The organism is Neorhizobium sp. JUb45 (genome assembly GCF_004343585.1).
Lineage (GTDB): Bacteria > Pseudomonadota > Alphaproteobacteria > Rhizobiales > Rhizobiaceae > Neorhizobium.
This window is the reverse complement of record NZ_SLYW01000002.1, coordinates 662,093-686,156: the sequence shown is the minus strand read 5'-3', so window position 1 is coordinate 686,156 and position 24,064 is coordinate 662,093. Positions and strand designations below refer to the sequence as shown.

The window sequence follows — 24,064 nt, the reverse complement described above, 5'->3', positions numbered from 1 at the left end:
TTACGTCCTGTTTTTCCGTCCGCCGGTCTTGCGGGCCGCAGCCTTAACCGGTGGCAATTCCTGTGCTGTACCCGACGTCAGAGCCTTGGCCTGGCCCACCCAGTCGTCGCGCGTCACGCGGCCATCAAGGCCAAGTTCCGCATCGACACGGGCAGCCTGCTCGGTGCTCCATCCGGCGATCTCGGAAAGGGTTTTGATGCCCAGACCGTTCAGCTTCGTCTCGATCTTGGGCCCGAGACCCGAGATCCGTTTCAAATCGTCTTGTGCCTCGGCCGGTGCAGCCTTGGCGGCTTTCGCCTTCGGCGCAGGCGCTGCCTTCGCTTCCGGCTTGTCCGCCTCGGTGGCTTCCGGCTCGCGGGCCATGTCTTCCAGCGTGCGGTGCAGCCGCTGGCTGGCTTCCATGGTGTTCTGCATCATGCCGAACATCGCGGTCGCGAACTGTGTCTGCAATTCGATGCCGATCTGCGTCATCGCCGCCATGGCGGCCGCCGGATTGGCCATCATCGGGTTCAGCGTTAGCGAAGCCGGATCGAAGCCGGGCCACGACGAGCCAAACGCCGGCTTTGCCGTCGGTGCCCCCTGCCCTTCATGCTTCTCCTCCGGCGACGTCATCACCTTACTCCGCAGCTTCCAGCACGGCGCCTTCCGACGTCGAGCGGTAGGTGTATTGATCGATGCGTGCTTCGATTTCCGGACGGAAATGGCGGATAAGGCCCTGAACCGGCCAGGCAGCAGCGTCGCCGAGCGCACAGATCGTATGCCCTTCGATCTGCTTGGTCACCTGGAACAGCATGTCGATTTCGCGCTTCTGGGCGTTGCCCTTGACCATGCGTTCGAGCACGCGCCACATCCAGCCGGTGCCTTCACGGCACGGCGTGCACTGGCCGCAGCTTTCGTGCTTGAAGAAGGCCGAGATGCGGGCAATCGCCCTGATCACGTCGGTGGACTTGTCCATGACGATGGCGCCGGCGGTGCCGAACGACGAACCGACGGCACGAAGGCCATCAAAGTCCATCTGGCAATCGATGATGTCCTTGGCCGGAACGATCGGGCAGGATGCGCCGCCGGGGATGACCGCCAGAAGGTTGTCCCAGCCGCCGCGGATACCGCCGGCATGCTTGTCCACCAGTTCGCGGAAGGTGATGCCCATTTCTTCTTCGACGGTGCACGGCTTGTTGACGTGACCGGAGATCATGAACAGCTTTGTACCGACATTGTTGGGACGGCCGAGCGACGAGAACCAGGTGGCGCCACGACGCAGGATGGTCGGGGCAACGGCGATCGATTCGACGTTGTTGACCGTGGTCGGGCAGCCGTAAAGGCCCATGTTGGCAGGGAACGGAGGCTTGAGGCGCGGCTGGCCCTTCTTGCCTTCAAGGCTTTCGAGCAGCGCCGTCTCTTCGCCGCAGATATAGGCACCGGCGCCGTGATGGACGTAGATGTCGAAATCCCAGCCGTTCTTGTTGTTCTTGCCGAGGAGGCCGGCGTCATAGCACTCGTCGATCGCGGCCTGCAGGGCTTCACGCTCGCGCATGTATTCGCCGCGAACATAGATGTAGGCGGTATGGGCACCCATGGCGCAACCGGCGATCACGCAGCCCTCGATCAGCGTATGCGGATCGTTGCGCATGATTTCGCGGTCCTTGCAGGTACCGGGCTCGGATTCGTCGGCGTTGACGACGAGGTAATGCGGACGGCCATCGGATTCCTTCGGCATGAAGGACCATTTCAGGCCAGTCGGGAAGCCGGCGCCACCACGACCACGAAGACCGGAGGCCTTCATCTCGTTGATGATCCAGTCACGACCGTTGTCGAGGATCTGCTTGGTGCCATCCCAGTGGCCACGGCTCATTGCGCCTTTCAGGGACTTGTCCTTGAGGCCGTAGATGTTCGTGAAGATACGATCCTGATCTTTAAGCATGATCACGCCTCCCCTTCAGGCTTGGCTTTGCGCGTGCGCTTTGGCTTGTCTTCACCGGCAACGGCGCCTTCGGCTGCCGGAGCACCTTCAGCCTTGCTACCACGCTTGGCAGCCGGCTTGGTCGAGGTCGTTGTCGTTGTCGACTCGCCCTTTTCGGCTTCCTTGGCGTTTGCAGCAGAGGCGGCCGGCGCAGTGACCGGCGTCTTCAGCGACTTGTCGGTTTCCGGCGCGGTATCCTTCGGATGACCGGCGTCGGCCGGCGGCACGGACACAGCCTCGGCGGCGGGTTCCGGCTTCGGATCGAGATTGGTGCGAACCGGCTTGATATCGTCGAGCAGCGTCAGCGCGCCGCCGATGGGTGCCGACAGGTGACGGCCGTTCTGCGGGCCGACAGGAACATCTGCGCCCTTGCCGGCTTCGAATTCGTCGATGATCTGTTCGAGGCGCTCCGGCGTCAGGTCCTCATAGGCATCCTTGAAGATGATGACCATGGGAGCGTTGACGCAGGCGCCCTGACACTCGACCTCTTCCCAGGACAGCGTGCCCTCGGCATTGGTATGGAAGGGATCGTGATGGATCTTGTGCTGACAGACCTTGATCAGCTCGTCGGAGCCGCGCAGCATGCAGGGCGTGGTGCCACAGACCTGGATATGGGCGCGGGTGCCGACCGGCTTAAGCTGGAACTGGGTGTAGAAGGTCGCCACTTCCAGCACGCGGATATACGGCATGGTCAGCTTTTCGGCGACATATTCGATCGTCGCCTTGGTAACCCAGCCGTCCTGTTCCTGCGCACGCATCAACAGCGGGATAACCGCCGACTGCTGGCGCCCCTCGGGATACTTGGCAATGGTCGCGGCTTCAAAAGCGGTGTTTTCCGCGTTGAAGGCGAAGGTTGCAGGCTGAAACTGGTCTTCGGCTAGTCGACGAACAGACATTCTACATCACGTCCTATTCAGAATATTGCAATCATGATCGGGAGGGAGCGCATCAGCGATCCACCTCCCCGAACACGATATCGAGCGAACCCAGGATTGCCGTGACGTCGGCCAGCTGGTGGCCTGTCGACAAGTAATCCATGGCCTGCAGATGCGCGAAACCGGGGGCGCGCAGCTTGCAGCGGTATGGCTTGTTGGAACCGTCGGCGACGAGGTAGACGCCGAACTCACCCTTCGGCGCTTCGACGGCGGCATAAACTTCGCCGGCCGGCACGTGGAAACCTTCGGTGTAAAGCTTGAAGTGGTGGATGAGCGCTTCCATCGAACGCTTCATCTCGCCGCGCTTGGGCGGAACCACCTTGCCGTCCGTTGCCGAGATCGGGCCGGTCTTGGCATCACCCAGCAGGCGGGCAACGCACTGCTTCATGATCTTTACCGATTCGCGCATCTCGGCCATGCGGACGAGGTAGCGGTCGAAACAGTCACCGTTCTTGCCGATCGGGATATCGAAATCGAGTTCGGCGTAACATTCGTAAGGCTGCGACTTGCGCAGGTCCCAGGCAGCGCCGGAGCCGCGAATCATCACACCCGACATGCTCCAGTTCCACGCCTCTTCCAGCGAGATCACGCCGATATCGACGTTACGCTGCTTGAAGATACGGTTGCCGGTGAGCAGGCCTTCGATATCGTCGAGAACCTTGATGAACGGGTCACACCACGCGCCGATATCTTCCACCAGCTGCTGCGGCAGGTCCTGATGGACGCCACCGGGGCGGAAATAGGCTGCGTGCATACGGGCGCCACAGGCGCGCTCGTAAAAGATCATCAGCTTTTCGCGCTCTTCGAACCCCCAGACCGGCGGGGTCATGGCGCCGACGTCCATGGCCTGGGTCGTGACGTTCATGATGTGCGAGAGGATACGGCCGATTTCCGAATAGAGAACACGGATCAGCTGGCCGCGGATCGGCACCTGCAGACCGAGCAGCTTTTCGATGGCCAGACAGTAGGCATGCTCCTGGTTCATCGGCGCGACATAGTCGAGACGATCCAGGTAAGGCAGCGCCTGCAGATAGGTCTTGGTTTCCATCAGCTTTTCGGTGCCGCGATGCAGCAGGCCGATATGCGGATCGACGCGTTCCACGATTTCGCCATCAAGCTCCAGCACAAGACGCAGAACGCCGTGCGCGGAAGGATGCTCCGGGCCAAAGTTGATCGTGAAATTGCGGACGTTATGTTCAGTCATTGTGCGCGCTCCACGCCGTCAGGCGAATGGCGAATTGCGAGCGGAGCCGGAAGGCCCCTACCCGTTTTTTACTGCTGTGCCTTCTCGTCACCCGGCAGCACGTAATCTGTGCCTTCCCATGGCGACGTGAAGTCGAAATTGCGGAACTCCTGGCGAAGCTCGACGGGTTCGTAGACGACGCGCTTGAGCTGGTCGTCGTAACGAACTTCCACGAAACCGGTGACCGGAAAATCCTTGCGCAGCGGATGGCCTTCGAAACCGTAATCGGTGACGAGGCGCCGCATGTCCGGGTGACCGGAGAACGGCACGCCATAAAGATCCCAGATCTCGCGCTCGAACCAGTCGGCGCCCTTGTAGACACCGGTGACCGAGGGAACCGAAACATCTTCGGCGACCGACAGCTTTACACGCAGGCGAACATTCCGCTTCGGCGACAGCAGGTGATAGACCACGTCGAAACGTTCGGGACGCTGCGGCCAGTCGACGCCGGACACATCGATGAAGCTGACGAAACCACCCTGCGGATCGTCACGCAGGAAGGTAAGGAGCTCGACGATATTGTCGCGGTCGGTCGTCAGGTTGAGTTCGCCGTAGGCGATCTCGGCTGCCGACACGAGGCTGCCGCGTGCTTCGCGGATATAGGTGGAGAGTTGTTCGAGAACTTCGCTCATGACTTATCCCCTCAACGCTCGATCGTGCCGGTGCGGCGGATCTTTTTCTGCAGCAGGAGCACGCCGTAAAGCAGTGCTTCTGCCGTGGGGGGACAGCCCGGCACGTATATGTCTACCGGGACGACACGGTCACAGCCGCGCACCACCGAATAGGAATAGTGATAATAGCCGCCACCATTGGCGCAGGAACCCATGGAGATGACGTAACGCGGCTCCGGCATCTGGTCGTAGACCTTGCGAAGCGCTGGCGCCATCTTGTTGGTCAGCGTGCCGGCAACGATCATCACGTCCGACTGGCGCGGCGAAGCGCGCGGAGCGACACCAAAACGCTCCATGTCGTAACGCGGGCCGGAAGCCTGCATCAGGCCCTCAACGGCGCAACAGGCCAGACCGAACTGCATCCACATCAGCGAGCCAGTGCGCGCCCAGGTGATCAGCTCGTCGGTCGAGGTGACGAGAAAGCCCTTGTCGGCAAGCTCGTTGTCGACATCCGTGAAGAACGGGTCATTGGCGCCGACAGGCTTGCCGGTCGCCGGATCGAGGATGCCCTTCGGCTGCTGCGCGACGAGCGTGTTGCCGGTCACTCCCATTCCAGAGCCCCCTTCTTCCATTCGTAGATAAAGCCGATGGTGAGCACACCAAGGAACACCATCATGGACCAGAAGCCGAACCAGCCCATTTCACCGAAGGACACAGCCCAGGGGAACAGAAAGGCGACTTCGAGATCGAAGATGATGAACAGGATCGACACCAGGTAAAACCGGATGTCGAACTTCATGCGTGCGTCATCGAAGGCATTGAAACCGCATTCGAATGCGGAAAGCTTTTCCGGATCGGGCGCCTTGTAGGCCACGGCGAAGGGCGCGATGAGCAGCGCCAGACCAATCACCACGGAAATGCCGATAAAGATCGCGATCGGGAGATAGGAACTGAGGAGTTCAGTCATTGTATTCCATCCCTGCCTGACCGGAAGCGAACGGCAAACGCCTAACACTTATGCACTGGTCAAGCGAACGTGCATTGCAACAAGGGCTGACTATCGTAGGATAGCCCCCGGCGCAAGAGGTTTAGCACCCAACCCCCACTCCAAAATGAAACGAAAGACGACGAAACGTCGCAGCATGCGCGGGAAAGCCTTGGAGCGCCGGAAAAACCTCTTCACAGCCAATTATGACAATGACCGGAAATTATTAACAGGAGCAAAAAACTCAAGGTTTCCGGGCATTTCTTGCGTTTTGCAAGGTGACGATATGCAAATCTTTGAATTCACTAAAAAAAATTTCATGCGACGATAGCGCGCAGCAGAAAGCGCCTAAAAATCAACTTCAGAGTCAGTGACAACATAACGAATGCAATCAACGGGTTAAGACCCCGATAGACGACAAAACACGCCCCATGGCCGCCCAAATATTGTGCAAACCATATCTCGGTACCGCATAGAACCCACCCCGCCCTCCCCGGCAGCGATCACGCAATTGCGAATACGGGGATACTGCAGCGCACCCGGCACGCAGGAATGATCGGCTATCGGAGAATCAGACAGACGCAGCCGCAGTGGATACGAGCAGCACGAAAACAAGAAGGGAGAAATCGAAGATTAGCAAATGCAACGAAGTGCATATCGAAAACCGACCAAGGCCTTGAGAAGAAAATGGCGCGAGTGACGGGGCTCGAACCCGCGACCTCCGGCGTGACAGGCCGGCACTCTAACCAACTGAGCTACACCCGCGCATATTTTCTTCGCCTTGCGGCAACTTCTGCATGAGGCAGAAGGTAGACTGAGGAAGAGATAGTGGCGCGAGTGACGGGGCTCGAACCCGCGACCTCCGGCGTGACAGGCCGGCACTCTAACCAACTGAGCTACACCCGCACTTATCTCGAAACGAAGCATCTTTTGGAGAAGCTTCCCTTCATCCGGCGGCCTCAACCGTTCGGATGAGCGCTCACTAAGAGGTTCGCGGACGGGTGTCAACAAGTTTTGACGACAAAAGAATGACGAAATGAACTTTCCCCAGCGAGACAAGGATTTCCCCATATCTGTCGCAAATTTTTCAAAAAAATGGAAAAAGGCTCTTGCGGATTTCCCCGGTTCCGCATATCTCACGGCCACCGACGCGGCGGACATGATCCGGTTGACGCGAAGGGCGATTAGCTCAGTTGGTAGAGCGCCTCGTTTACACCGAGGATGTCGGCGGTTCGAGTCCGTCATCGCCCACCATTCTTTCCCAATTATTCAAGTGACACTTTATAGCATTGAACGGCAATTCTTTTTGCCTGTCGACATGCTGTGAAACACGGTTTGTTTCTAGCTTGCGCTTCGGATAACCCGCTCCTAGGCTTCCAGCCTTTAGGGTGACGGGAATGTATCTTGAGGAAACGCTGATCCGAGCATCTGACCGATCAGCATGGTGGTCGGCTTGGCTCTCGCGATATATCTGTTCCGGCAGGAGGCTGCGCGCCCGCGACAGCACCGCTGGCTGGCCTTTCTGGCCATATATATTTTCACCGTCATATTCTTCATTGCCGCGGCGCGTGGTGTACAGGCCTACCTGAACTGGCGGGTCGATTCGTTTGACCTCAATGGTAACGGTATGATGGAGCCTACGGAGCCATTCGGCACGTATAGCTACCTGCCGTACCATATGATCGCCGACACCGGCAGGGCGATGGTTTTTATCACCGCGCCAATCCTTGCACCCTTCTTCGTGGTGTTCAGCTATGCCCTGTATCGGCTGCTGCGCTTCATGAGCGGCCTTGTTAAAAAACTTGGAGCCTGACAGCAAAAAAAGACCGGGCACGCTCCCGCGCACCCGCCCCCCCCTTCAGGTCCGTGAAGTCGATCAGTTGGTGACCTTGATGTTCACCGGCAGGAACAGCGTCTCGCCTGACGAATCATCCACACCATCGTTATCCGTCACCATGAAGGCCTTGCCGGACTTGTCGAAGGCAAAACCTTCCAGCTTGTCGACGACATAACCGTTGGTGGCGTTCTTCAGGTCCGGCAGGAAGTCGTGGACCTCTTCCTTGGTGACGACCGGCAACTCGCCGCCCAGCTTGGCGGGCTTCAGATCCTTCAGCGAGACGCGGTAGAGCTTCTTAAGCTTGGCGGCGTCGCCGATCAGGTTGTCGCGCTCGACGATATAGAGATGATCGCCGCGAGCGGTGATTTCCGAGAGACCGACCCAACCCTTTTCAGCCTTTTCGAGCGGATAACGGACGGCTGCCCATTCCTTCGATTTCGGCTTGTAGGTGAGAAGCTTGGTCTGGCCCTTCGGGTCATCCTTCCATTCGCGCTGCACGGCCATCCACAGGGTCAGGTCGTCGCCCTTGCCGGTGGTGGTGATGCCTTCCAGGCCAAAGCGGGTTTCGCCGGCCAGCAGTTCGGCCGGGAGACCGATCTCGGTCTTGATCTCGCCCTTGGCGTTGACGTTGTAGAGGCCGTGGCCGACCAGCTTGGAGCTATCCCCTTCCGATGCAAGCCAGAAGCCGCCCTTGCCATCCAGAGCGATGCCCTCGATGTCGAGTTTCTGGGCAGGCTGGCCGTTGCGGGTGATGCGCAGCACGTTGGTGATTTCGGCCGGCTTCTTCGTTGCGTCGATGGTGAAGATCGACGGCTGCATGGCATAGACCGAATCAGACACGGCGTAGAACGTGCCGTCCTTCTCCGCATCGCCGACGAGGCCCGACAGAGCGCCCCAGCCGACAACCTTGCCGTCGATGTCGTTGGACTTCAGCGTCGGATAGGCCTTTTCGCCTTCCGCCAGCTCATAAATCATCACATGCGAGCGGGCGCCGCCGTCTTCGCCGAGGTCGGCTTCGTTGGCGGAAGCAAGCAGGTTGCGGCCCGGAATGGCGACAGCGCCTTCAGGAGAGATGCCCGACGGCAGAAGCTGCACGAGTTCAGGCGTGGCGCCAGTGTCCTTGTAAACGGCGATCATCGAGCCGCGCTCGGACAGCACGAAGAAATACTGCTGGCCATTGAAGACGGCGGCTTCCATGCCTTCCGGCTCGATGCCCTTGTTCTTGGCACGCTTTTCCGGGAAATGGCCGAGGCGGGCGATTTCGTGCTCCAGCGTCATGCCGGCATCGAAAAGAACCTTGCCGGAACGGTCAAAGATGGTGAAGCCGCGCGAACCGCCCTTGTAGTCGCCTTCGTTGGCGATCACGAGACGATCGGTGCCGAGCCACTTGACGGCGTCAGGCTCGCGCGGGACGGCGGTTAGCTTGCCGGTGAAATTCAGCGAACCATCGGTCTTGGTGTCGACATTTTCCAGATCGACGGTGCCGGCAGTAAAGTGGCTGGTGACCTTGGCGGTCTTCGAATCGATGATGATGACGTGGTTGTTTTCCTGCAGCGTCAGGGCAATTTCGCCATTGGCGTTGATGTTGACGAATTCCGGCTCCGGATCTTCCGGCGCAACGGTGGCAAGGCCGGTGACGTTGACGCGCTTGATGCTATCGCAGGCCGGAACGCCGTTCTTCAGGGAGACGATCAGCAATTCGCCGGCCGGAAGCTGCGGCAGGGCGCCGTCATTCAATTCCTCGTCACGCTGGTTTTCGATGGCGATGGCGGCAAATGTACCATCCGGCGCAACAACGACCGAATCGGGCTGGCCGCCGAGATCGCAGGTCGATTCGAGTTTTTTCGACGCAATGTCGATGACACCGAGCTTGCCGGCAGGCTTGGTCAGGTCTTCGGTATTGTCGATGGTGATGAGAGCCTTCGGGCCCGCTGCGGCAACCGAGTTCGGCTCGCCGTCGATGGCGATCGAGCCACCGGCCTTCGGCGCCTTTGCGTCGGTGATGTCGATGAAACCGATCGTGCTGCCTGGCGCGTCGGAATAGATCAGCGTGTTGCCATCGGCAGTCGCGGTGATGATTTCCGACGACGTCGGCTTGTCCTCGCCCTTCGGCAGGTTCTGCGCGACCGGGAACGATGCGATACGGTTAAAAACCTGCTCGGCGCTGGCCGGCACGGCGACCGAAGCGAGCAGCGCGGCCGTAAGCGCGGCGCGGAATGAGATTGTCATGGGACCCCTCCAAGGATGACTGGAAACAGCCGCTTGTGGGTCAGTTGCATGACAGCGCGATGACGCGGGGGCCAGCCCATCGCATTTGCCGGGCTCTTCGCACAGAAAAGGCCCGACTTGCGCCGGGCCTCTCCTTCATTTCGCTGCTGTGCGCAAAGCGCAGCCACAAATTACTTGTTGTTGACGGCGTCCTTCAGGCCCTTACCGGCCGAGAACTTCGGCACGTTACGTGCCGGGATGTCAACTTCCGCACCCGTCGACGGGTTACGGCCCTTGGAGGCTTCGCGGTGCGAAACGGAGAAGCTGCCAAAACCGGCGAGACGGATGTCGCCGCCCTTCTGGAGTTCAGCCTGGACGGTGTCAAAAACAGCGTCGACAGCGGATGCGGCGTCGGTCTTCGACAGGCCAGCCTTTTCGGCAACGGCAGCAACCAATTCGGTCTTGTTCATGTTTCCACCCCTTTCAATGGTTTGAAACGTATCAAGTTCAGCTCCGGGGCGACAATGATTTTGAGCGTCCCCTGCGCACCCAAAAGCTCTGGAAACGCCTGAAAAACAAGGGGGGCGCTGCGACTTTTCACAAAAAAGGCCGGCAAAAAGCCGGCCTTTTCCTCAAAAAATGTAACACGTCGTGCAAAACCGGGAATAAATACCTAATGCGGCGGGAAAGCCCGGAAAATAAGGCTTTTCGGCGACATAAGTGATTCTGCCGGGTAAACATCCCGAAGGTCTGAAATGACCTGCGGGATGAGCATTTTAGTGGGCGATCGTGGTGCCCGATTCGTCCGCACCCTCGACGGTGGCGATCACGGGCGTCTCGATCGAGCCGTCCCATTCGATCGGCTCGGGTTGGCGAACCAGCGCGTGCTTGATCACTTCGCCCATGCGCGAGACCGGAATGATTTCCATGCCGTTCTTCACATTGTCCGGAATATCAGCCAGATCCTTGGCGTTTTCTTCCGGAATCAGCACCTTCTTGATGCCGCCACGAAGCGCTGCAAGCAGCTTTTCCTTCAGACCACCGATCGGCAGGACGCGACCACGCAGGGTGATTTCACCCGTCATCGCCACATCCTTGGACACCGGAATGCCGGTCATGATCGATACGATCGCGGTTGCCATGCCGACGCCGGCCGACGGGCCGTCCTTCGGAGTGGCACCTTCCGGCACGTGGACGTGAATGTCCGACTTGTCGAAGCGCGGCGGCTCGATGCCGAAATCGACGGCACGCGAACGGACATAGGATGCCGCTGCGGAAATCGATTCCTTCATGACGTCCTTGAGGTTGCCGGTCACGGTCATGCGACCCTTGCCCGGCATCATCACGCCTTCGATCGTCAGCAGTTCGCCGCCGACTTCCGTCCAGGCAAGACCGGTAACAACGCCGACCTGATCCTCACCTTCGGCTTCGCCATGGCGATAACGCGGAACACCGAGGTAATCCGAAATGTTGGCGGCCGTGACGGCAACCGATTTCGTCTTGCCCTTGATGATCTCGGTGACGGCCTTACGGGCGAGCTTCATCAACTCGCGCTCGAAGGAACGAACGCCGGCTTCACGGGTGTATTGCTGGCTGATGGCCATCAGGGCATCGTCCGAAACCGAGAATTCGTTCGGCTGCAGGGCATGTTCCTTGATCGCCTTCGGCAGAAGGTGACGCTTGGCGATCTCGCGCTTCTCATCTTCCGTGTAACCGGCGATGCGGATGATCTCCATGCGGTCCATCAACGGACCCGGAATGTTGAGCGTGTTCGCCGTGGTGATGAACATCACGTCGGACAGGTCGTATTCGACTTCCAGGTAGTGATCCATGAAGGTCGAGTTCTGGGCCGGATCGAGCACTTCGAGCAGAGCCGACGACGGATCGCCACGGAAATCCGAACCCATCTTGTCGATTTCATCGAGCAGGAAGAGCGGGTTGGACTTCTTAGCCTTCTTCATCGACTGGATGACCTTGCCGGGCATCGAGCCAATGTAGGTGCGGCGGTGACCGCGGATTTCGGCTTCGTCACGGACGCCGCCGAGCGCCATGCGCACATATTCGCGGCCGGTCGCCTTGGCGATCGACTGGGCAAGCGAGGTCTTGCCGACGCCCGGAGGGCCGACGAGGCACAGGATCGGGCCCTTGATCTTGGTGGCGCGCGCCTGCACCGCGAGGTACTCGACGATACGTTCCTTGACCTTTTCGAGACCGAAGTGATCCAGCTCGAGCAGCTTTTCGGCGGCATTGAGGTCGGTCTTGATCTTCGACTTCTTGCCCCACGGAATGGTCAGCAGCCAATCGAGATAGTTGCGCACGACGGTGGCTTCCGCCGACATCGGGCTCATCTGACGCAGCTTCTTCAGCTCGCCATCGGCCTTTTCACGGGCTTCCTTGGAGAGCTTGGTCTTGGCGATGCGCTCTTCCAGCTCGGCCATCTCGTCGCGGCCGTCTTCGCCGTCGCCGAGCTCCTTCTGGATCGCCTTCATCTGTTCGTTGAGGTAGTATTCGCGCTGGGTCTTTTCCATCTGGCGTTTTACACGCGAGCGGATTCGTTTCTCGACCTGCAGGACCGAGATCTCGCCTTCCATGAAGCCAAGAGCCTTTTCAAGGCGCGTCTTGATGCTCACCGTTTCCAGCATTTCCTGCTTTTCGGTGATCTTGATGGAGAGGTGCGAAGCAACCGTGTCGGCAAGCTTGGAATAATCCTCGATCTGGCTGGCGGCGCCAACCACTTCCGGGGAGATCTTCTTGTTCAGCTTGACATAGTTTTCGAACTCGGAAACCACGGAGCGCGACAGCGCCTCGACCTCGACCGCATCGTCCTGCGGTTCGGCCAGCGTTTCGGCATGGGCTTCGTAAAATTCTTCGCGATCTGTGTATTCGCTGATCTTGGCGCGGGCACGGCCCTCGACCAGAACCTTGACGGTGCCGTCGGGCAGCTTCAGCAGCTGCAGAACATTGGCCACGGTGCCGATCTTGTAGATCGCCGAGGATTCCGGATCGTCATCGCCGGCATTGATCTGGGTGGCAAGCATGATCTGCTTGTCGGAGCCCATGACTTCCTCAAGCGCACGGATGGATTTCTCACGTCCGACGAACAGGGGAACGATCATATGCGGGAAGACCACGATATCGCGCAGCGGCAGGACCGGATAGGTCGCAGGGCTCTGTGCGTCAGACGTCGTATTCGTCATGTCATTTCCTTTCTCGTCCCGTTTCCGGGAGCATGCCCGAGATAAACCCTCAAGCATTTTGGTCTTGCCCAAAGTGGTAACCTACTAGGCTTTTTTCAAGCCATCCAGACCGCGCATGACAAAACTGCGACAGTATTAGAACTGTGGCATGCATTGCTTACGTCAGACTGGAAAGTGTCTGGTCAGTTTTCCGAATGGTTCGCAGGCAGGGCCGGATGGCGGCGCGCCCATTCGTTCGATCGCGGCTCAAGGGCAAGCCTTGCCGGCGGTCTCGTTTCCGATCGCCTTCCCTACCCGAAACACGGGGGAGGAGAACAATCCACCGCGGCGCAAACTCCAGACAAAACGCGCGGCCTTCGGAAACAGTTCGGCGGAGAGGCATGACCTCTCCGCCGTATTCTTGGCGTCACGCCATCAGGCGGAAACGTTGGCCTTCTCGTCCTGACGATCGGCGTAGATGTAAAGCGGACGGGCATTGCCCTTCACCACATCATCCGAGATCACGACTTCACGAACGCCTTCCAGCGTCGGCAGTTCGAACATCGTGTCGAGCAGGATCTTTTCCATGATCGAACGAAGGCCGCGGGCGCCGGTCTTGCGGACGATGGCCCGCTTGGCGATTTCGCGAAGAGCGTCCTCGTGGAAGGTCAGTTCGACGTCTTCCATTTCGAACAGGCGCTGGTACTGCTTGACCAGAGCGTTCTTCGGCTCCGACAGGATCTGGATCAGCGCATCTTCATCGAGATCCTCGAGCGTTGCCAGAACCGGCAGACGACCGATGAATTCCGGGATGAGGCCGAACTTGACCAGATCTTCCGGCTCCAGTTCGCGCAGCACTTCGCCGACACGACGGTCGTCGGGTGCCTGAACACTTGCGCCAAAACCGATCGAGGTCTTTTCGCCACGGGCGGAAATGATCTTGTCGAGACCCGCAAAGGCACCGCCGCAGATGAACAGGATGTTCGTCGTGTCGACCTGCAGGAATTCCTGCTGCGGATGCTTGCGGCCGCCCTGCGGCGGAACCGAGGCAACCGTGCCTTCCATGATCTTCAGAAGCGCCTGCTGCACGCCTTCGCCCGATACATCGCGGGTGATCGACGGGTTGTCGGACTTGCGCGAGATCTTGTCGACTTCGTCGATATAGACGATGCCGCGCTGGGCGCGTTCAACGTTGTAATCGGCCGACTGAAGCAGCTTCAGGATGATGTTTTCAACGTCTTCACCGACGTAACCGGCTTCGGTCAGCGTCGTGGCATCCGCCATGGTGAAGGGAACATCGATGATGCGGGCGAGCGTCTGGGCAAGATAGGTCTTGCCGCAACCGGTCGGGCCGACGAGCATGATGTTCGACTTCGCCAGCTCGATCTCGTTGTTCTTCGAGGCGTGTGCGAGACGCTTGTAGTGGTTATGCACCGCCACAGACAGGATTTTCTTCGCCTGCTTCTGGCCGATGACGTATTCGTCGAGAACCTCGATGATGTCCTGGGGCGTGGGAACGCCTTCGCGGGACTTGTTCAGCGAGCTTTTGTTCTCTTCGCGAATGATGTCCATGCACAGTTCGACGCATTCATCGCAGATGAATACGGTCGGTCCTGCAATAAGCTTGCGGACCTCGTGCTGGCTCTTTCCGCAGAAGGAGCAGTACAGGGTATTCTTGGAGTCGCTGCCGTTGCCGCCGCTGACCTTGCTCATATCACTTTCCTTCCAGCACCGCCGCCCGAACCGTTTCAACACGCGGGCAGACACTTACATCGCCGGCCGGCTGGCCTCCTCATCAGAGGCCTAGCCCGCTTGAACCTTCAAGGGGTACTCTACCGAGCCGGACGACAGTCCTGGACCGGTGGCAACGAAACCCCTTCCAGACCGAATGCTATGTCATAACAATTCAACACAGCCTTAATATGGACTATTAGTTTGTTCCTGGCCAGATTAAAGCCCCTTTTTCGGTCACAACGGGGTGAGACCTGGCCAGGCATAAGACCGTTTACGCGGCCGGAGTAGCTTCGAGTTCCTGACGCGAGGTCAGGATCTTGTCGACGACGCCCCAGGCCTGCGCCTCTTCGGCGTCCATGAAGTGGTCACGATCGAGGGTCTTTTCAATCTCCTCGTAGGTGCGGCCGGTATGCTTCACGTAGACCTCGTTGAGGCGCTTCTTCATCTTCAATATGTCACGAGCATGACGCTCGATATCCGAAGCCTGCCCCTGGAAACCGCCTGAAGGCTGGTGAACCATGATGCGCGAGTTCGGCATGGCAAAGCGCATGCCCTTTTCGCCGGCGCACAGCAGCAGCGAACCCATGGAGGCCGCCTGACCGATGCACAGCGTCGAAACGGCAGGCTTGATGAACTGCATCGTGTCGTAGATCGACATGCCGGCGGTGACGACACCACCCGGCGAATTGATGTAGAGTGCGATTTCCTTCTTCGGGTTTTCAGCCTCGAGGAAAAGCAGCTGGGCGCAGACGAGCGACGCCATGTGATCTTCCACCGGGCCGGTGACGAAGATGATGCGTTCCTTGAGGAGACGCGAGTAGATGTCGTAGGAGCGCTCACCGCGGTTGGTCTGTTCCACGACCATCGGCACCAGAGCCATGGCGGTATCGACGGGATTTCTCATGTCAGTCCTTCACGTGTGGTCCTGGCCTGCGGCAGACCGGGAATCGGTGGAATAAGTCAACTCCCTACATAGAGTGTGGACATACCGCACTTCAAGTCGTGAAGGGCGGATATCCTTAACCGCGTGGGATATCCAGCCTCCGGTGCCGCGTTTTATCTTCCCTGAGAAGGCCGATAGACTTCCAGGGCGTCCGTGCCCACAGACATTCCGGCGAGAATGGTAAAGCGCTGGTGAACGACACCCGCCGTCATGTCGATTTGCGACAGGCCATTGTCAATGCCGACGTGTGGACCACATCCACTTGATATCGATGGAGGGGAAAACCATGCGCAAGGCAACAGCAATCGGCACCATTTTCGCCACGAGCCTGATCGGCACCGGGATGGCGAGCGTGGTATTCGCGCAGCAGGCTTCGGACACGATCGCGCCTGAGCGCGCAACCGGCACAACAGTCGCCAAACGTGTCGAGGCGAAAAATTTCATGGTCGCGGCCGCCAATCCGCTGGCGGCGGAAGCCGGCCGCGATGTCATCGCCAAGGGCGGCAATGCCATTGACGCCATGGTCGCGGTGCAGACCGTGCTCGGGCTGGTCGAGCCGCAGAGTTCCGGTCTCGGTGGCGGGGCATTTCTGGTCTATTACGATGCCGCCTCGAAAAAGCTGACGACCTTCGACGGGCGTGAAAAGGCGCCGATGCAGGCGACGCCAAAACTGTTTCTCGACGACAAGGGTCAGCCGCTGAAATTCATGGATGCCGTGGTGGGCGGTCGCTCCGTCGGTACGCCGGGAACGGTGCGTCTGCTGGAGGATGTTCACAAACGCTACGGAAAGGCTGAATGGGCCAGCCTGTTTTCGCCGGCGGAAAAGCTCGCGACGGACGGTTTTCAGGTCTCGCCGCGACTGGCCGGGCTGATTGCCTCGGACGGCGACCGCTTGAAAAAATACGAAGGGCCACGCGGCTATTTCTTCGATGCATCCGGCGCGCCATTGAAGGCAGGCCATGTGCTCAAAAACCCGGCCTATGCCGAAACGCTTTCCGCCATTGCAAAAGGTGGCGCGGACGCCTTCTACAAGGGGCCGATCGCCGAGGCCATCGTCAAGACCGTGCGGGAGGCGACCGACAATCCCGGCGTCCTGTCTTTGGCCGACTTCGAGAATTACGGCATCAATGAACGCGATCCTGTCTGCGTCACCTATCGTGCGCTCGATGTCTGCGGTATGGGACCGCCCTCCTCCGGCGGCGTGGCGATCGGCCAGATGCTGGGCATGATGGAGAATTTCGACATCAAGAGTTTTGGGCCGGACAATGTGCAGAGCTGGCGCATTCTTGGCGATGCGCAGCGCCTCGCCTTCGCCGACCGCGAGCGTTACCTCGCCGACACCGATTTCGTTCCGCTGCCGATCAAGGGGCTAATCGACAAGAATTATCTCGGCGAGCGCGCAAAACTGCTCGATGGCGACCCTGCCAATCCAAGGGCGCTGGCCAAGGACGCCGTGAAAGCCGGTGAGCCGGCATGGGACCATGCGCTGCTGTTTGGCCGCGATGCGGCGCTGGAAATGCCCTCCACCAGCCATTTCGTGATTGTCGATAAGGAAGGCAACGTGCTGTCGATGACGACGACCATCGAAGGCGGGTTTGGCTCACGGCTGATGACCAATGGTTTTCTGCTCAACAACGAACTGACCGATTTTTCCTTCAAGACACATGATAATGGCCTGCCGGTCGCTAACCGCGTCGAACCGGGCAAACGGCCACGTTCATCGATGGCCCCGACCATCGTGATGAAGGATGGCAAACCGCTCATCGCCATCGGGTCGCCGGGCGGCAGCCAGATCATCGGTTACGTGGCGCAGGCGCTTGTCGCCTATATCGACTGGGGCATGCCGGTGGAGCAGATCGTGGCGCAGCCGCATCTGATCAACCGCTTTGGAACCTACGATATCGAAGCCGGCACGACGGCGGAAAAGTTCGCCGAGCCGCTGAAGGCACTGGGATATGAGGTGAACGCCGGCGAGATGAATTCCGGCTTGCATGCGATCGAGATCACCGGCAACGGACTGGTCGGCAGCGCCGATCCGCGCCGCGAGGGCGTGGCTGTGGGGGAGTGATATCGGTGACCGAACCGGATTGCGTAGCGCCAAAAAAGTGCGCTACGCATTCGACATGAGCACCCTTCCAGATTTCCTCCGCATCGATCCGAAAACCCGCCGCGTTTCGCTTGATGGCCGCACCCCGGATTTTTACAGCGACCCCAACCGGGTTTATGCCGCCCTGCACGCTCACTGTCCGACTTTCTTCTGGGAAGAGCAGCGGCAATGGTTCTTTACCGGCTACGACCATGTGAACGCGCTTTTGCGCGACCGGCGTTTTGGACGGCAGATCCTGCATGTGGCGAGCCGCGAGGAACTGGGATTACCTGAACCGCAGGCGCATCTGAAAAACTTCGATCTGGCGGAACGGCATTCGCTGCTGGAAATCGAACCGCCGGAACACACGCGGCTGCGCACCATGGTCAACCGCGCTTTCGTGTCGCGCCATATCGAAAAGCTGCGGCCGGAAATTGCCGAACTGGCCGAGCGGCTGATCGACAGTTTTGAAACGAACGGGCGTGTCGAACTGCTTTCCGCCTTCGCCGACATCATTCCGGTGACGATGATCGCCCGGATGATCGGCATTCCCGACGAGATGGGGCCGCAGCTTTTGAAATGGAGCCATGCCTATGTCGGCATGTATATGTTCAAGCGCACGGAAGAAGACGAACATGCCGCCGACCGGGCAGCCAAGGAGTTTGCGGCTTACGTCAAAAGCCTGATCACCGAGCGCCGAAAGACGCCGCGCGAAGACCTGCTCAGCCACATGATCCACACCGAACACAAGGGCCAGCACCTCACCGACGACGAGCTGGTATCGACCACGATCGTGCTGCTCAATGCCGGGCATGAGGCGACCGTGCATCAGATCGGCAACTCGGTGCGGGTCATTCTCGAAAGCGGCCTTTCACCGGCGGACCTTTTCCGCGACGAGACGGTGACGGAACGCACGGTGGAAGAGACACTGCGCATCTGCGCGCCGGTACATATCTTTCAGCGCTGGGCGCTGGAGGATGTTGAAATCGACGGCGTATCGCTGAAACGCGGCGACAAGGTCAGCCTCATTCTCGCTGCCGCCAATGTCGATCCGGCAAAATTCAGCGAGCCGCTCACCTTCAAGCCCGACCGGCAGGAGGGCCAGAACCTCTCCTTCGGTGCCGGCATCCATTTCTGCATCGGCGCCCCGCTGGCGCGGCTGGAACTCAACATAGCACTGCCGATCCTGTTTCGTCGCTTGCCGGGATTGCGGCTGGCCGAAACGCCGACGGTGAAGGACGTCTATCACTTTCATGGACTGGAGCGGCTTGATCTCGCCTGGTGAAACCGATCATTCACCAGCCGCCACGCGAAAAACACATGGCTCGTTTGCATTCCGTTCAATTGCCCAAGCCAAACAATATCTTATAGTGCCGAGTTAAGGGAGGATGACGCAACAAGGTCACTCCCATGTCCCGCCGCAAAACCGCAATTCTGTTTCACCGCTCACTGCAAAACAGTCGTGTCGCGCAGGTGGTTTTGCTCGCGCTGATGTGGCTTTTCGGCGAAGCTGTCGCGCGGACGACAGGCATCCCCGTTCCCGGCGCGGTCATCGGGCTTTTCGGCATGCTGGCGCTGCTGGCCAGCGGCGTCATTCGCCTTTCCAGCATGCGCCGTGGTGCGCATGTGCTGCTTGCCGACATGCTGCTGTTTTTCGTGCCTGCCGTTCTGGCCGTTCTCGAACATGGCGAGTTCATCGGGCTGATCGGCCTGAAAATCCTCGCGGTCATTCTGGTCGGCACCATTACCGTGATGTGCATGACGGCGCTTGCCGTCGATGCCGGTTACCGGATGATGCTGGCCATGGAGCATCGCCGTGCCGGCGCTTGATGCGATCCTTACCACCATCTTCTGGTCGGCAGCGACCATCAGCCTGTATTTTCTCGCCAAACGCATCCACCGCCGTTTTCCCATCGCATGGCTTTCACCGTTGGCGACGACGCCGATTTTCCTGCTGGTCATCGCGCTCTGTCTGCACACCAGTTATCGCGAATATATCGGCGCCACGCACTGGCTGATGATCGTGCTCGGGCCGATCACGGTGGCATTCGCCATTCCGATCTACGACAAGCGGGCGATGATCCTGAAATTCTGGCCGGTTCTGCTGTTCGGCATCATCGTCGGCAGTTCGACCGCCATGCTGAGCGCATGGGCGGTCGCGAGCCTCTTGTCGATCGATGGCGCCTTGCGCCTGAGCCTTCTGCCGCGCTCGATCAGCACACCGTTCGCCATGGCAATTTCGGAAAATATCGGCGGCGTGCCGGATCTGACCGCCCTGTTCGTGGTGATGACCGGCGTGCTGGGGGCGGCTTTGGGCGAAACCTTGTTGAGGATTCTGCCGCTCAAATCCTCGCTGGCGCGTGGTGCCCTCTTTGGCATGGGTGCGCATGGTGCAGGCGTTGCCAAGGCCAACCAGATCGGCGCCGAGGAAGGCTCGGTCGCCGGACTTGTCATGGTGCTGGTCGGCCTCGTCAACGTGCTGGCGGCACCGTTGCTGGCGATCGTCCTGCGTTAGGCTGCAACGCCATAACGGGCGGCTGGCTTGTTCAGCGACAGATACGGACCAAGCGCGCCTCTTGCCGCGATATAGGCATCATAAAGTCCGGTATCTTCCAGCGAGGGAATGGTGATCACTTCACCTTTGTCGAAACCCGACAGCGCCGCATCGACCAGATCGCCGACCGCCATCACCTTGTCCTGATCGAGATTGTCGAAGGAATGGCCGACACGGTCAAAAATTTCCGTGCGAGTAAGGCCCGGCAGAACCGCCTGAATACGCACCGGCGTGTTGGCAAGTTCAGTGGCAAGGCCTTCGGTCAGCGCCAGCACAAAAGCTTTCGAGGCGCTGTAAGTGCCGTTGAAAATCTGCGGGGCAAGCGCCACGACTGACGCCGTGTTGATGATCGCGCCCTTGGCCCGCGCAACGAAAGCCCTTGCGGCGACGACGGCCAGGCGATTGGCGGCCAGCACGTTCAGATCGACCATGTGGTCGAGATAATCGAGATCGCCTGACAGCAACGGGCCAGCCGGGCCGATGCCGGCATTGTTGACGAACAGCGTGATCGAAACATCCTCCTGCAGCCGTTTTTCGACAACCGCGACATCCGCCCGCTCGGACAGGTCGGCGCGAAGAACCGTAGCAGCGATGCCGTATTGTGATGCGAGTTTTTCCGCCAGTTCGGCAAGCCGTCCGGCATCGCGGGCGACAAGAACGAGATCATGACCGCGCGCTGCAAGGCGATCGGCATAGGTTGCGCCGATGCCCGAAGAGGCACCGGTAACGAGAGCAGTTCCGAGTTTCGAGGTCATTGTCCATTCTCCTGGGTTCAATTTCGGGCAGCCAAATAATACCGTATCTGGATTTTACTGGCATATACCACTATATTTGGAGAAAGCCGCCCTGATTGCAAGATGGTCACCGGCAATTTTCCGCAGACGAGCAATGCCTCTTGCCGGTCGCAGCGAATGCGGCAATGAAGGATGCCATGGACAGACCTGAAGACAACATCTGGATGCATTGCAGCAGCAGCTCGGTGCGGCGGGCATCGCGGCAGCTGAGCCAGCTCTACGATGACATCATCGGCGGCATCGGGCTGCGCGGCACACAGTTTTCACTGCTGACCCAGATCCTCTACGGCAACGAACCGACCCAGAAGAGTTTGGCGGAGGCGATGGTGATGGATCTTTCGGCGCTCGGCCACACGCTGAAGCCGTTGATCCGCGATGGGCTGGTGGAGCTTGTGCCTGACGAAAAGGACAGGCGCGCCAAACGGGTTCGGCTCACCGACGTTGGGAGCGCCCTTCAGGCCGATCTCGTGGAAAAATGGCGGGAGGCGCAGAGCCGCTTCGATGCCGTTCTGGGCATCGAAAAATCCGAGGAATTGCGCCGGACGCTCGCCTTCATCTCTTCAGCGGAGTTCGCGCAGGCTTTCGAAAAGACAGGAAAAACCGGCGACTGAACGGGCGCCGGTTCAGAGCGGTTCATTGTTAAATGGAACCGCTCTAATTTCACATCCAGCTGCGACCGTCGCCGCCTTCGGCCTGGCAGCCATAGGGCGGAAGCACGTTGCCGAATGTGGCGTGCAGCTTGTCGCAACCCCATTTGCGGATCGGTGTGGGCATATGGCTGTTGAGGGTGATGCCGACTTCGTCATAAGGGCTGTCGGTGTTGCTGACATAGGTGTGCCAGCGGAAGCCGAAAAAACCTCCCATGGCGATGACGATGATCAGTAGCATTCTCAAGAAGCGCATTGCGGCGTCCATATTGTTTTCGATCGCCGTGGTGTAACCCGACGGCTCGGGCATCGACACCCCTCGCCTGAACTTTCCCCCGCTGGGTTTTTCAGAGCCTGATGACATAATCCTTGCGAGTCGTTTCAATCACTTGCCATGTTCCGTTGAAGCCGGGCCGCAGCACCATGCTGTCTCCGGCGCGCAGATGCACCGGCTCACCGCCTTCTTCGGTCACGACAGAATGACCGGCGAGAATGTGGAAGTATTCCCACTCGTCGTAAACGATCCGCCATTTGCCCGGCGTCGCCTCCCACACGCCCGCGTAAACCCCGCCCGGCGCTTCCTCGACATTCCATGTGCGAAAGACGGGATTGCCTTCGATCAGACGGTCAGGCGCGGGAGCGCCCTCCTCCGGTTCGACGACGGAGAGATCGAAGGTCGTGAATTTTTCGGATGCAGCCATGGTCATGTCTCCTCAAGTTCATGGGCAAGCTGGCGCGAAGCAATATCGGCGATGCGCAACAGGCGTTCGGCCGGCAGACCATTGCGGGCGCTGGCTGACAGGCCAGACAGCGTCGCCATAACATAATCCGTCACCATCTCGGCCTGTTCCGGCGCTTGGCAACTCACGCCCGCATGAACCGTGTCATGCGTCAGATCCAGCAGGCGCCGTGCCTGCCGACACGCTTCCGCATCGACACCGCCGCGCGCGCCCTCGATGACCATGCAGCCCGTACCATTGCCGGCGCCGTAATTGCGCGCCGCCTCGGCCAGCAGACGCGCAATCCCCTGCGCAAGCGGCACGTCGGCGGCGAACGGTCCTTCGAGATCGATGCCCTCCAGTTCCGCATACCGTTGCAGAACCTGCCCATAAAGCGCCGACTTGCTGCCGAAGGCCGCGTAAAAACTCGGCGGGTTGATGCCGATCGCGTCCGTCAGGTCGGCAACGTTCAAGGCATCATAGCCCTTTTCGCGAAACAGCGCCTGCGCCTTGGCAAGCGCGTCCTCCATATCGAAAGCACGCGGCCTTCCACGAGACTTTAATATTTTTGTAGTGCACATTACAAAATCCATTGACGGCATACGACCCACTAATTATGTAATGCCTACTACATTAATTCTCAACCCTCGGACGGAGCAATGCGATGACTGATTTTCAGGGTAAGACAGTGCTTGTAATCGGCGGCAGCCGCGGCATCGGTGCAGCCATCGTGCGGCGCTTTGCCGGCGACGGTGCTGATGTGACATTCACCTATGCGGGATCCAAGGATGCCGCCGAAACGCTGGCGGCGGAAATCGGCGCCAAGGCGGTGAAGTCGGATGCGGGCAACCGCAACGAAACGATATCCACCGTCAAGGCAGCAGGCCCGCTCGACGTGCTGGTGGTCAATGCGGGCACGCTGGTTCTGGGCGATCCGCTCGAAACCGATCCTGACGCCGTCGACCGGATGATCGACATCAACGTGCGCGCGCCCTATCACGCCGCCGTCGAAGCCGCCCGGCAGATGCCGGAGGGTGGCCGCATCATCATCATCGGCTCGGTCAATGGCGACCGCATGCCGTTTGCCGGCGGCGCGGCCTATGCGCTCACCAAATCCGCCGTGCAGGGTTTGGCGCGCGGCCTTGCGCGTGATTTTGGCCCGCGGAACGTCACCGTCAACGTCATCCAGCCCGGCCCGATCGATACCGACATGAACCCGGCCGATGGCCCGATGAAGGACACGATGCACGGTTTCATGGCGCTGAAGCGTCACGGCCGACCGGAAGAGATCGCAGGTCTTGCCGCTTATCTTGCCGGCCCGGAGGGTGGCTTCATCACCGGTGCCATGCACACGATCGATGGCGGCATGGGCGCCTGACATATCCTTCAACGCCACGCCGCCGGTCGTCTCCGGCGGCGTGAACAATACCCGAAAAACGCTTCTCACGGAAAATTTTGCGCCGAAGGGATGCAATTGCCGATCGGATCGCTATAGTCGCCGCCCATGGACACCCGATTGCGTGTGTCCGGTTCACCGCGTCGATAAGGTCGATGATGGTTGCGAACCGGACGTTCCCACTTCATGGTCGAGAGATCACCGCGCCCCGCCAAAAGCCGGGGTCGCTTCGTCAC

23 protein-coding genes and 3 tRNA genes are annotated in these 24,064 nt (G+C 59.5%); 8 read left to right on the top strand and 18 right to left on the bottom strand.

Annotated elements, in window-relative coordinates; genetic code table 11:
• The 9 genes from EDF70_RS10120 to EDF70_RS10080 form a co-directional block, all read right to left on the bottom strand.
• A complete protein-coding gene (locus EDF70_RS10120; protein ID WP_132273205.1) occupies positions 1–612 on the bottom strand; it encodes a 5' DNA nuclease in 612 nt (203 codons plus the stop codon).
• Positions 613–616: 4 nt separating this feature from the next.
• A complete protein-coding gene (nuoF, locus tag EDF70_RS10115; RefSeq protein WP_132273204.1) occupies positions 617–1,921 on the bottom strand; it encodes an NADH-quinone oxidoreductase subunit NuoF in 1,305 nt (434 codons plus the stop codon).
• 2 nt (positions 1,922–1,923) lie between these two features.
• Complete coding sequence (nuoE, locus tag EDF70_RS10110; protein WP_132273203.1) at positions 1,924–2,856, bottom strand: NADH-quinone oxidoreductase subunit NuoE; 933 nt, start codon at positions 2,854–2,856, stop codon at positions 1,924–1,926.
• Positions 2,857–2,908: 52 nt separating this feature from the next.
• Entirely contained in the window at positions 2,909–4,099 is a 1,191-nt protein-coding gene (locus EDF70_RS10105) for an NADH-quinone oxidoreductase subunit D (RefSeq protein WP_132273202.1), read from the bottom strand.
• 68 nt (positions 4,100–4,167) lie between these two features.
• Complete coding sequence (locus tag EDF70_RS10100; protein ID WP_132273201.1) at positions 4,168–4,770, bottom strand: NADH-quinone oxidoreductase subunit C; 603 nt, start codon at positions 4,768–4,770, stop codon at positions 4,168–4,170.
• A gap of 11 nt (positions 4,771–4,781) precedes the next feature.
• A complete protein-coding gene (locus tag EDF70_RS10095; RefSeq protein WP_132273200.1) occupies positions 4,782–5,381 on the bottom strand; it encodes an NADH-quinone oxidoreductase subunit B in 600 nt (199 codons plus the stop codon).
• On the bottom strand, positions 5,351–5,716 hold the full coding sequence (locus tag EDF70_RS10090) for an NADH-quinone oxidoreductase subunit A (RefSeq protein WP_132273199.1): 366 nt from the start codon (positions 5,714–5,716) through the stop codon (positions 5,351–5,353). The genes EDF70_RS10095 and EDF70_RS10090 overlap by 31 nt, the downstream gene beginning before the upstream one ends.
• Before the next feature lie 706 nt (positions 5,717–6,422).
• Positions 6,423–6,499, bottom strand: a tRNA-Asp gene (locus EDF70_RS10085).
• Between the two features lie 64 nt (positions 6,500–6,563).
• A tRNA-Asp gene (locus EDF70_RS10080) sits at positions 6,564–6,640 on the bottom strand.
• Between the two features lie 272 nt (positions 6,641–6,912).
• Here EDF70_RS10080 and EDF70_RS10075 point away from each other — a divergent pair.
• Positions 6,913–6,988: transfer RNA gene (locus EDF70_RS10075), tRNA-Val, on the top strand.
• Positions 6,989–7,175: 187 nt separating this feature from the next.
• Complete coding sequence (locus tag EDF70_RS10070; RefSeq protein WP_165931984.1) at positions 7,176–7,547, top strand: hypothetical protein; 372 nt, start codon at positions 7,176–7,178, stop codon at positions 7,545–7,547.
• A 63-nt stretch (positions 7,548–7,610) separates the two neighbouring features.
• Here EDF70_RS10070 and EDF70_RS10065 read toward each other — a convergent pair whose 3' ends face one another.
• The 5 genes from EDF70_RS10065 to clpP all read right to left on the bottom strand — a co-directional run bounded on the left by EDF70_RS10065 (position 7,611) and on the right by clpP (position 15,593).
• On the bottom strand, positions 7,611–9,800 hold the full coding sequence (locus EDF70_RS10065) for an esterase-like activity of phytase family protein (protein ID WP_132273197.1): 2,190 nt from the start codon (positions 9,798–9,800) through the stop codon (positions 7,611–7,613).
• Between the two features lie 170 nt (positions 9,801–9,970).
• Positions 9,971–10,249, bottom strand: a complete 279-nt coding sequence (gene hupB, locus EDF70_RS10060) for a DNA-binding protein HupB (protein ID WP_132273196.1) — start codon at positions 10,247–10,249, stop codon at positions 9,971–9,973.
• A 306-nt stretch (positions 10,250–10,555) separates the two neighbouring features.
• Positions 10,556–12,976, bottom strand: coding sequence for an endopeptidase La (gene lon, locus EDF70_RS10055; RefSeq protein WP_132273195.1), 2,421 nt, complete (start codon positions 12,974–12,976; stop codon positions 10,556–10,558).
• Positions 12,977–13,390: 414 nt separating this feature from the next.
• Positions 13,391–14,668: an ATP-dependent Clp protease ATP-binding subunit ClpX gene (clpX, locus tag EDF70_RS10050; protein WP_132273194.1), complete on the bottom strand. Its 1,278-nt coding sequence runs from the start codon at positions 14,666–14,668 to the stop codon at positions 13,391–13,393.
• 292 nt (positions 14,669–14,960) lie between these two features.
• Positions 14,961–15,593 carry an ATP-dependent Clp endopeptidase proteolytic subunit ClpP gene (gene clpP / locus EDF70_RS10045; protein WP_132273193.1) on the bottom strand — a complete coding sequence of 211 codons (633 nt, stop codon included), beginning with the start codon at positions 15,591–15,593 and terminating at the stop codon, positions 14,961–14,963.
• Between the two features lie 382 nt (positions 15,594–15,975).
• Between clpP and ggt the strand changes: the two genes are divergently transcribed.
• The 4 genes from ggt (at position 15,976) to EDF70_RS10025 (ending at position 20,233) form a co-directional block, all read left to right on the top strand.
• Positions 15,976–17,700, top strand: a complete 1,725-nt coding sequence (gene ggt / locus EDF70_RS10040; protein ID WP_132273735.1) for a gamma-glutamyltransferase — start codon at positions 15,976–15,978, stop codon at positions 17,698–17,700.
• Positions 17,701–17,755: 55 nt separating this feature from the next.
• The gene (locus tag EDF70_RS10035) at positions 17,756–19,003 is read left to right on the top strand and encodes a cytochrome P450 (RefSeq protein WP_132273192.1); all 1,248 of its coding nucleotides are present in this window, start codon (positions 17,756–17,758) and stop codon (positions 19,001–19,003) included.
• Between the two features lie 125 nt (positions 19,004–19,128).
• Positions 19,129–19,548: a CidA/LrgA family protein gene (locus EDF70_RS10030; RefSeq protein ID WP_132273191.1), complete on the top strand. Its 420-nt coding sequence runs from the start codon at positions 19,129–19,131 to the stop codon at positions 19,546–19,548.
• Complete coding sequence (locus tag EDF70_RS10025; protein WP_132273190.1) at positions 19,535–20,233, top strand: LrgB family protein; 699 nt, start codon at positions 19,535–19,537, stop codon at positions 20,231–20,233. Before EDF70_RS10030 ends, EDF70_RS10025 begins: the two co-directional genes overlap by 14 nt.
• On the opposite strand, the gene EDF70_RS10020 is transcribed toward EDF70_RS10025, so the two are convergent.
• A complete protein-coding gene (locus EDF70_RS10020) occupies positions 20,230–21,027 on the bottom strand; it encodes an SDR family NAD(P)-dependent oxidoreductase (RefSeq protein ID WP_132273189.1) in 798 nt (265 codons plus the stop codon). The genes EDF70_RS10025 and EDF70_RS10020 overlap by 4 nt on opposite strands.
• A 176-nt stretch (positions 21,028–21,203) precedes the next feature.
• Here EDF70_RS10020 and EDF70_RS10015 point away from each other — a divergent pair, with 176 nt between their 5' ends.
• Positions 21,204–21,677, top strand: a complete 474-nt coding sequence (locus EDF70_RS10015; RefSeq protein WP_245519111.1) for a MarR family winged helix-turn-helix transcriptional regulator — start codon at positions 21,204–21,206, stop codon at positions 21,675–21,677.
• Positions 21,678–21,726: 49 nt separating this feature from the next.
• Here EDF70_RS10015 and EDF70_RS10010 read toward each other — a convergent pair whose 3' ends face one another.
• From EDF70_RS10010 to EDF70_RS10000, 3 genes are read right to left on the bottom strand one after another with little or no spacing between them, the layout of a single operon-like run.
• Entirely contained in the window at positions 21,727–22,023 is a 297-nt protein-coding gene (locus tag EDF70_RS10010) for a hypothetical protein (RefSeq protein WP_245519110.1), read from the bottom strand.
• Positions 22,024–22,060: 37 nt separating this feature from the next.
• Positions 22,061–22,414 carry a cupin domain-containing protein gene (locus EDF70_RS10005; protein ID WP_132273188.1) on the bottom strand — a complete coding sequence of 118 codons (354 nt, stop codon included), beginning with the start codon at positions 22,412–22,414 and terminating at the stop codon, positions 22,061–22,063.
• Positions 22,415–22,416: 2 nt separating this feature from the next.
• Entirely contained in the window at positions 22,417–22,962 is a 546-nt protein-coding gene (locus EDF70_RS10000; RefSeq protein ID WP_245519109.1) for a TetR/AcrR family transcriptional regulator, read from the bottom strand.
• A 134-nt stretch (positions 22,963–23,096) separates the two neighbouring features.
• Here EDF70_RS10000 and bdcA point away from each other — a divergent pair, with 134 nt between their 5' ends.
• Entirely contained in the window at positions 23,097–23,810 is a 714-nt protein-coding gene (gene bdcA / locus EDF70_RS09995) for an SDR family oxidoreductase (RefSeq protein WP_132273186.1), read from the top strand.
• The last annotated feature ends 254 nt before the right edge of the window (positions 23,811–24,064 follow it).

What these genes read in the sequence shown, in the direction of transcription:
- EDF70_RS10120 (WP_132273205.1), bottom strand. Translation starts at nt 612, where the DNA reads ATGACGTCGCCGGAGGAGAAGCATGAAGGGCAGGGGGCACCGACGGCA.
- nuoF (WP_132273204.1), bottom strand. Translation starts at nt 1,921, where the DNA reads ATGCTTAAAGATCAGGATCGTATCTTCACGAACATCTACGGCCTCAAG.
- nuoE (WP_132273203.1), bottom strand. Translation starts at nt 2,856, where the DNA reads ATGTCTGTTCGTCGACTAGCCGAAGACCAGTTTCAGCCTGCAACCTTC.
- EDF70_RS10105 (WP_132273202.1), bottom strand. Translation starts at nt 4,099, where the DNA reads ATGACTGAACATAACGTCCGCAATTTCACGATCAACTTTGGCCCGGAG.
- EDF70_RS10100 (WP_132273201.1), bottom strand. Translation starts at nt 4,770, where the DNA reads ATGAGCGAAGTTCTCGAACAACTCTCCACCTATATCCGCGAAGCACGC.
- EDF70_RS10095 (WP_132273200.1), bottom strand. Translation starts at nt 5,381, where the DNA reads ATGGAAGAAGGGGGCTCTGGAATGGGAGTGACCGGCAACACGCTCGTC.
- EDF70_RS10090 (WP_132273199.1), bottom strand. Translation starts at nt 5,716, where the DNA reads ATGACTGAACTCCTCAGTTCCTATCTCCCGATCGCGATCTTTATCGGC.
- EDF70_RS10070 (WP_165931984.1), top strand. Translation starts at nt 7,176, where the DNA reads ATGGTGGTCGGCTTGGCTCTCGCGATATATCTGTTCCGGCAGGAGGCT.
- EDF70_RS10065 (WP_132273197.1), bottom strand. Translation starts at nt 9,800, where the DNA reads ATGACAATCTCATTCCGCGCCGCGCTTACGGCCGCGCTGCTCGCTTCG.
- hupB (WP_132273196.1), bottom strand. Translation starts at nt 10,249, where the DNA reads ATGAACAAGACCGAATTGGTTGCTGCCGTTGCCGAAAAGGCTGGCCTG.
- lon (WP_132273195.1), bottom strand. Translation starts at nt 12,976, where the DNA reads ATGACGAATACGACGTCTGACGCACAGAGCCCTGCGACCTATCCGGTC.
- clpX (WP_132273194.1), bottom strand. Translation starts at nt 14,668, where the DNA reads ATGAGCAAGGTCAGCGGCGGCAACGGCAGCGACTCCAAGAATACCCTG.
- clpP (WP_132273193.1), bottom strand. Translation starts at nt 15,593, where the DNA reads ATGAGAAATCCCGTCGATACCGCCATGGCTCTGGTGCCGATGGTCGTG.
- ggt (WP_132273735.1), top strand. Translation starts at nt 15,976, where the DNA reads ATGGCGAGCGTGGTATTCGCGCAGCAGGCTTCGGACACGATCGCGCCT.
- EDF70_RS10035 (WP_132273192.1), top strand. Translation starts at nt 17,756, where the DNA reads ATGAGCACCCTTCCAGATTTCCTCCGCATCGATCCGAAAACCCGCCGC.
- EDF70_RS10030 (WP_132273191.1), top strand. Translation starts at nt 19,129, where the DNA reads ATGTCCCGCCGCAAAACCGCAATTCTGTTTCACCGCTCACTGCAAAAC.
- EDF70_RS10020 (WP_132273189.1), bottom strand. Translation starts at nt 21,027, where the DNA reads ATGACCTCGAAACTCGGAACTGCTCTCGTTACCGGTGCCTCTTCGGGC.
- EDF70_RS10015 (WP_245519111.1), top strand. Translation starts at nt 21,204, where the DNA reads ATGGACAGACCTGAAGACAACATCTGGATGCATTGCAGCAGCAGCTCG.
- EDF70_RS10010 (WP_245519110.1), bottom strand. Translation starts at nt 22,023, where the DNA reads ATGCCCGAGCCGTCGGGTTACACCACGGCGATCGAAAACAATATGGAC.
- EDF70_RS10005 (WP_132273188.1), bottom strand. Translation starts at nt 22,414, where the DNA reads ATGGCTGCATCCGAAAAATTCACGACCTTCGATCTCTCCGTCGTCGAA.
- EDF70_RS10000 (WP_245519109.1), bottom strand. Translation starts at nt 22,962, where the DNA reads ATGGAGGACGCGCTTGCCAAGGCGCAGGCGCTGTTTCGCGAAAAGGGC.
- bdcA (WP_132273186.1), top strand. Translation starts at nt 23,097, where the DNA reads ATGACTGATTTTCAGGGTAAGACAGTGCTTGTAATCGGCGGCAGCCGC.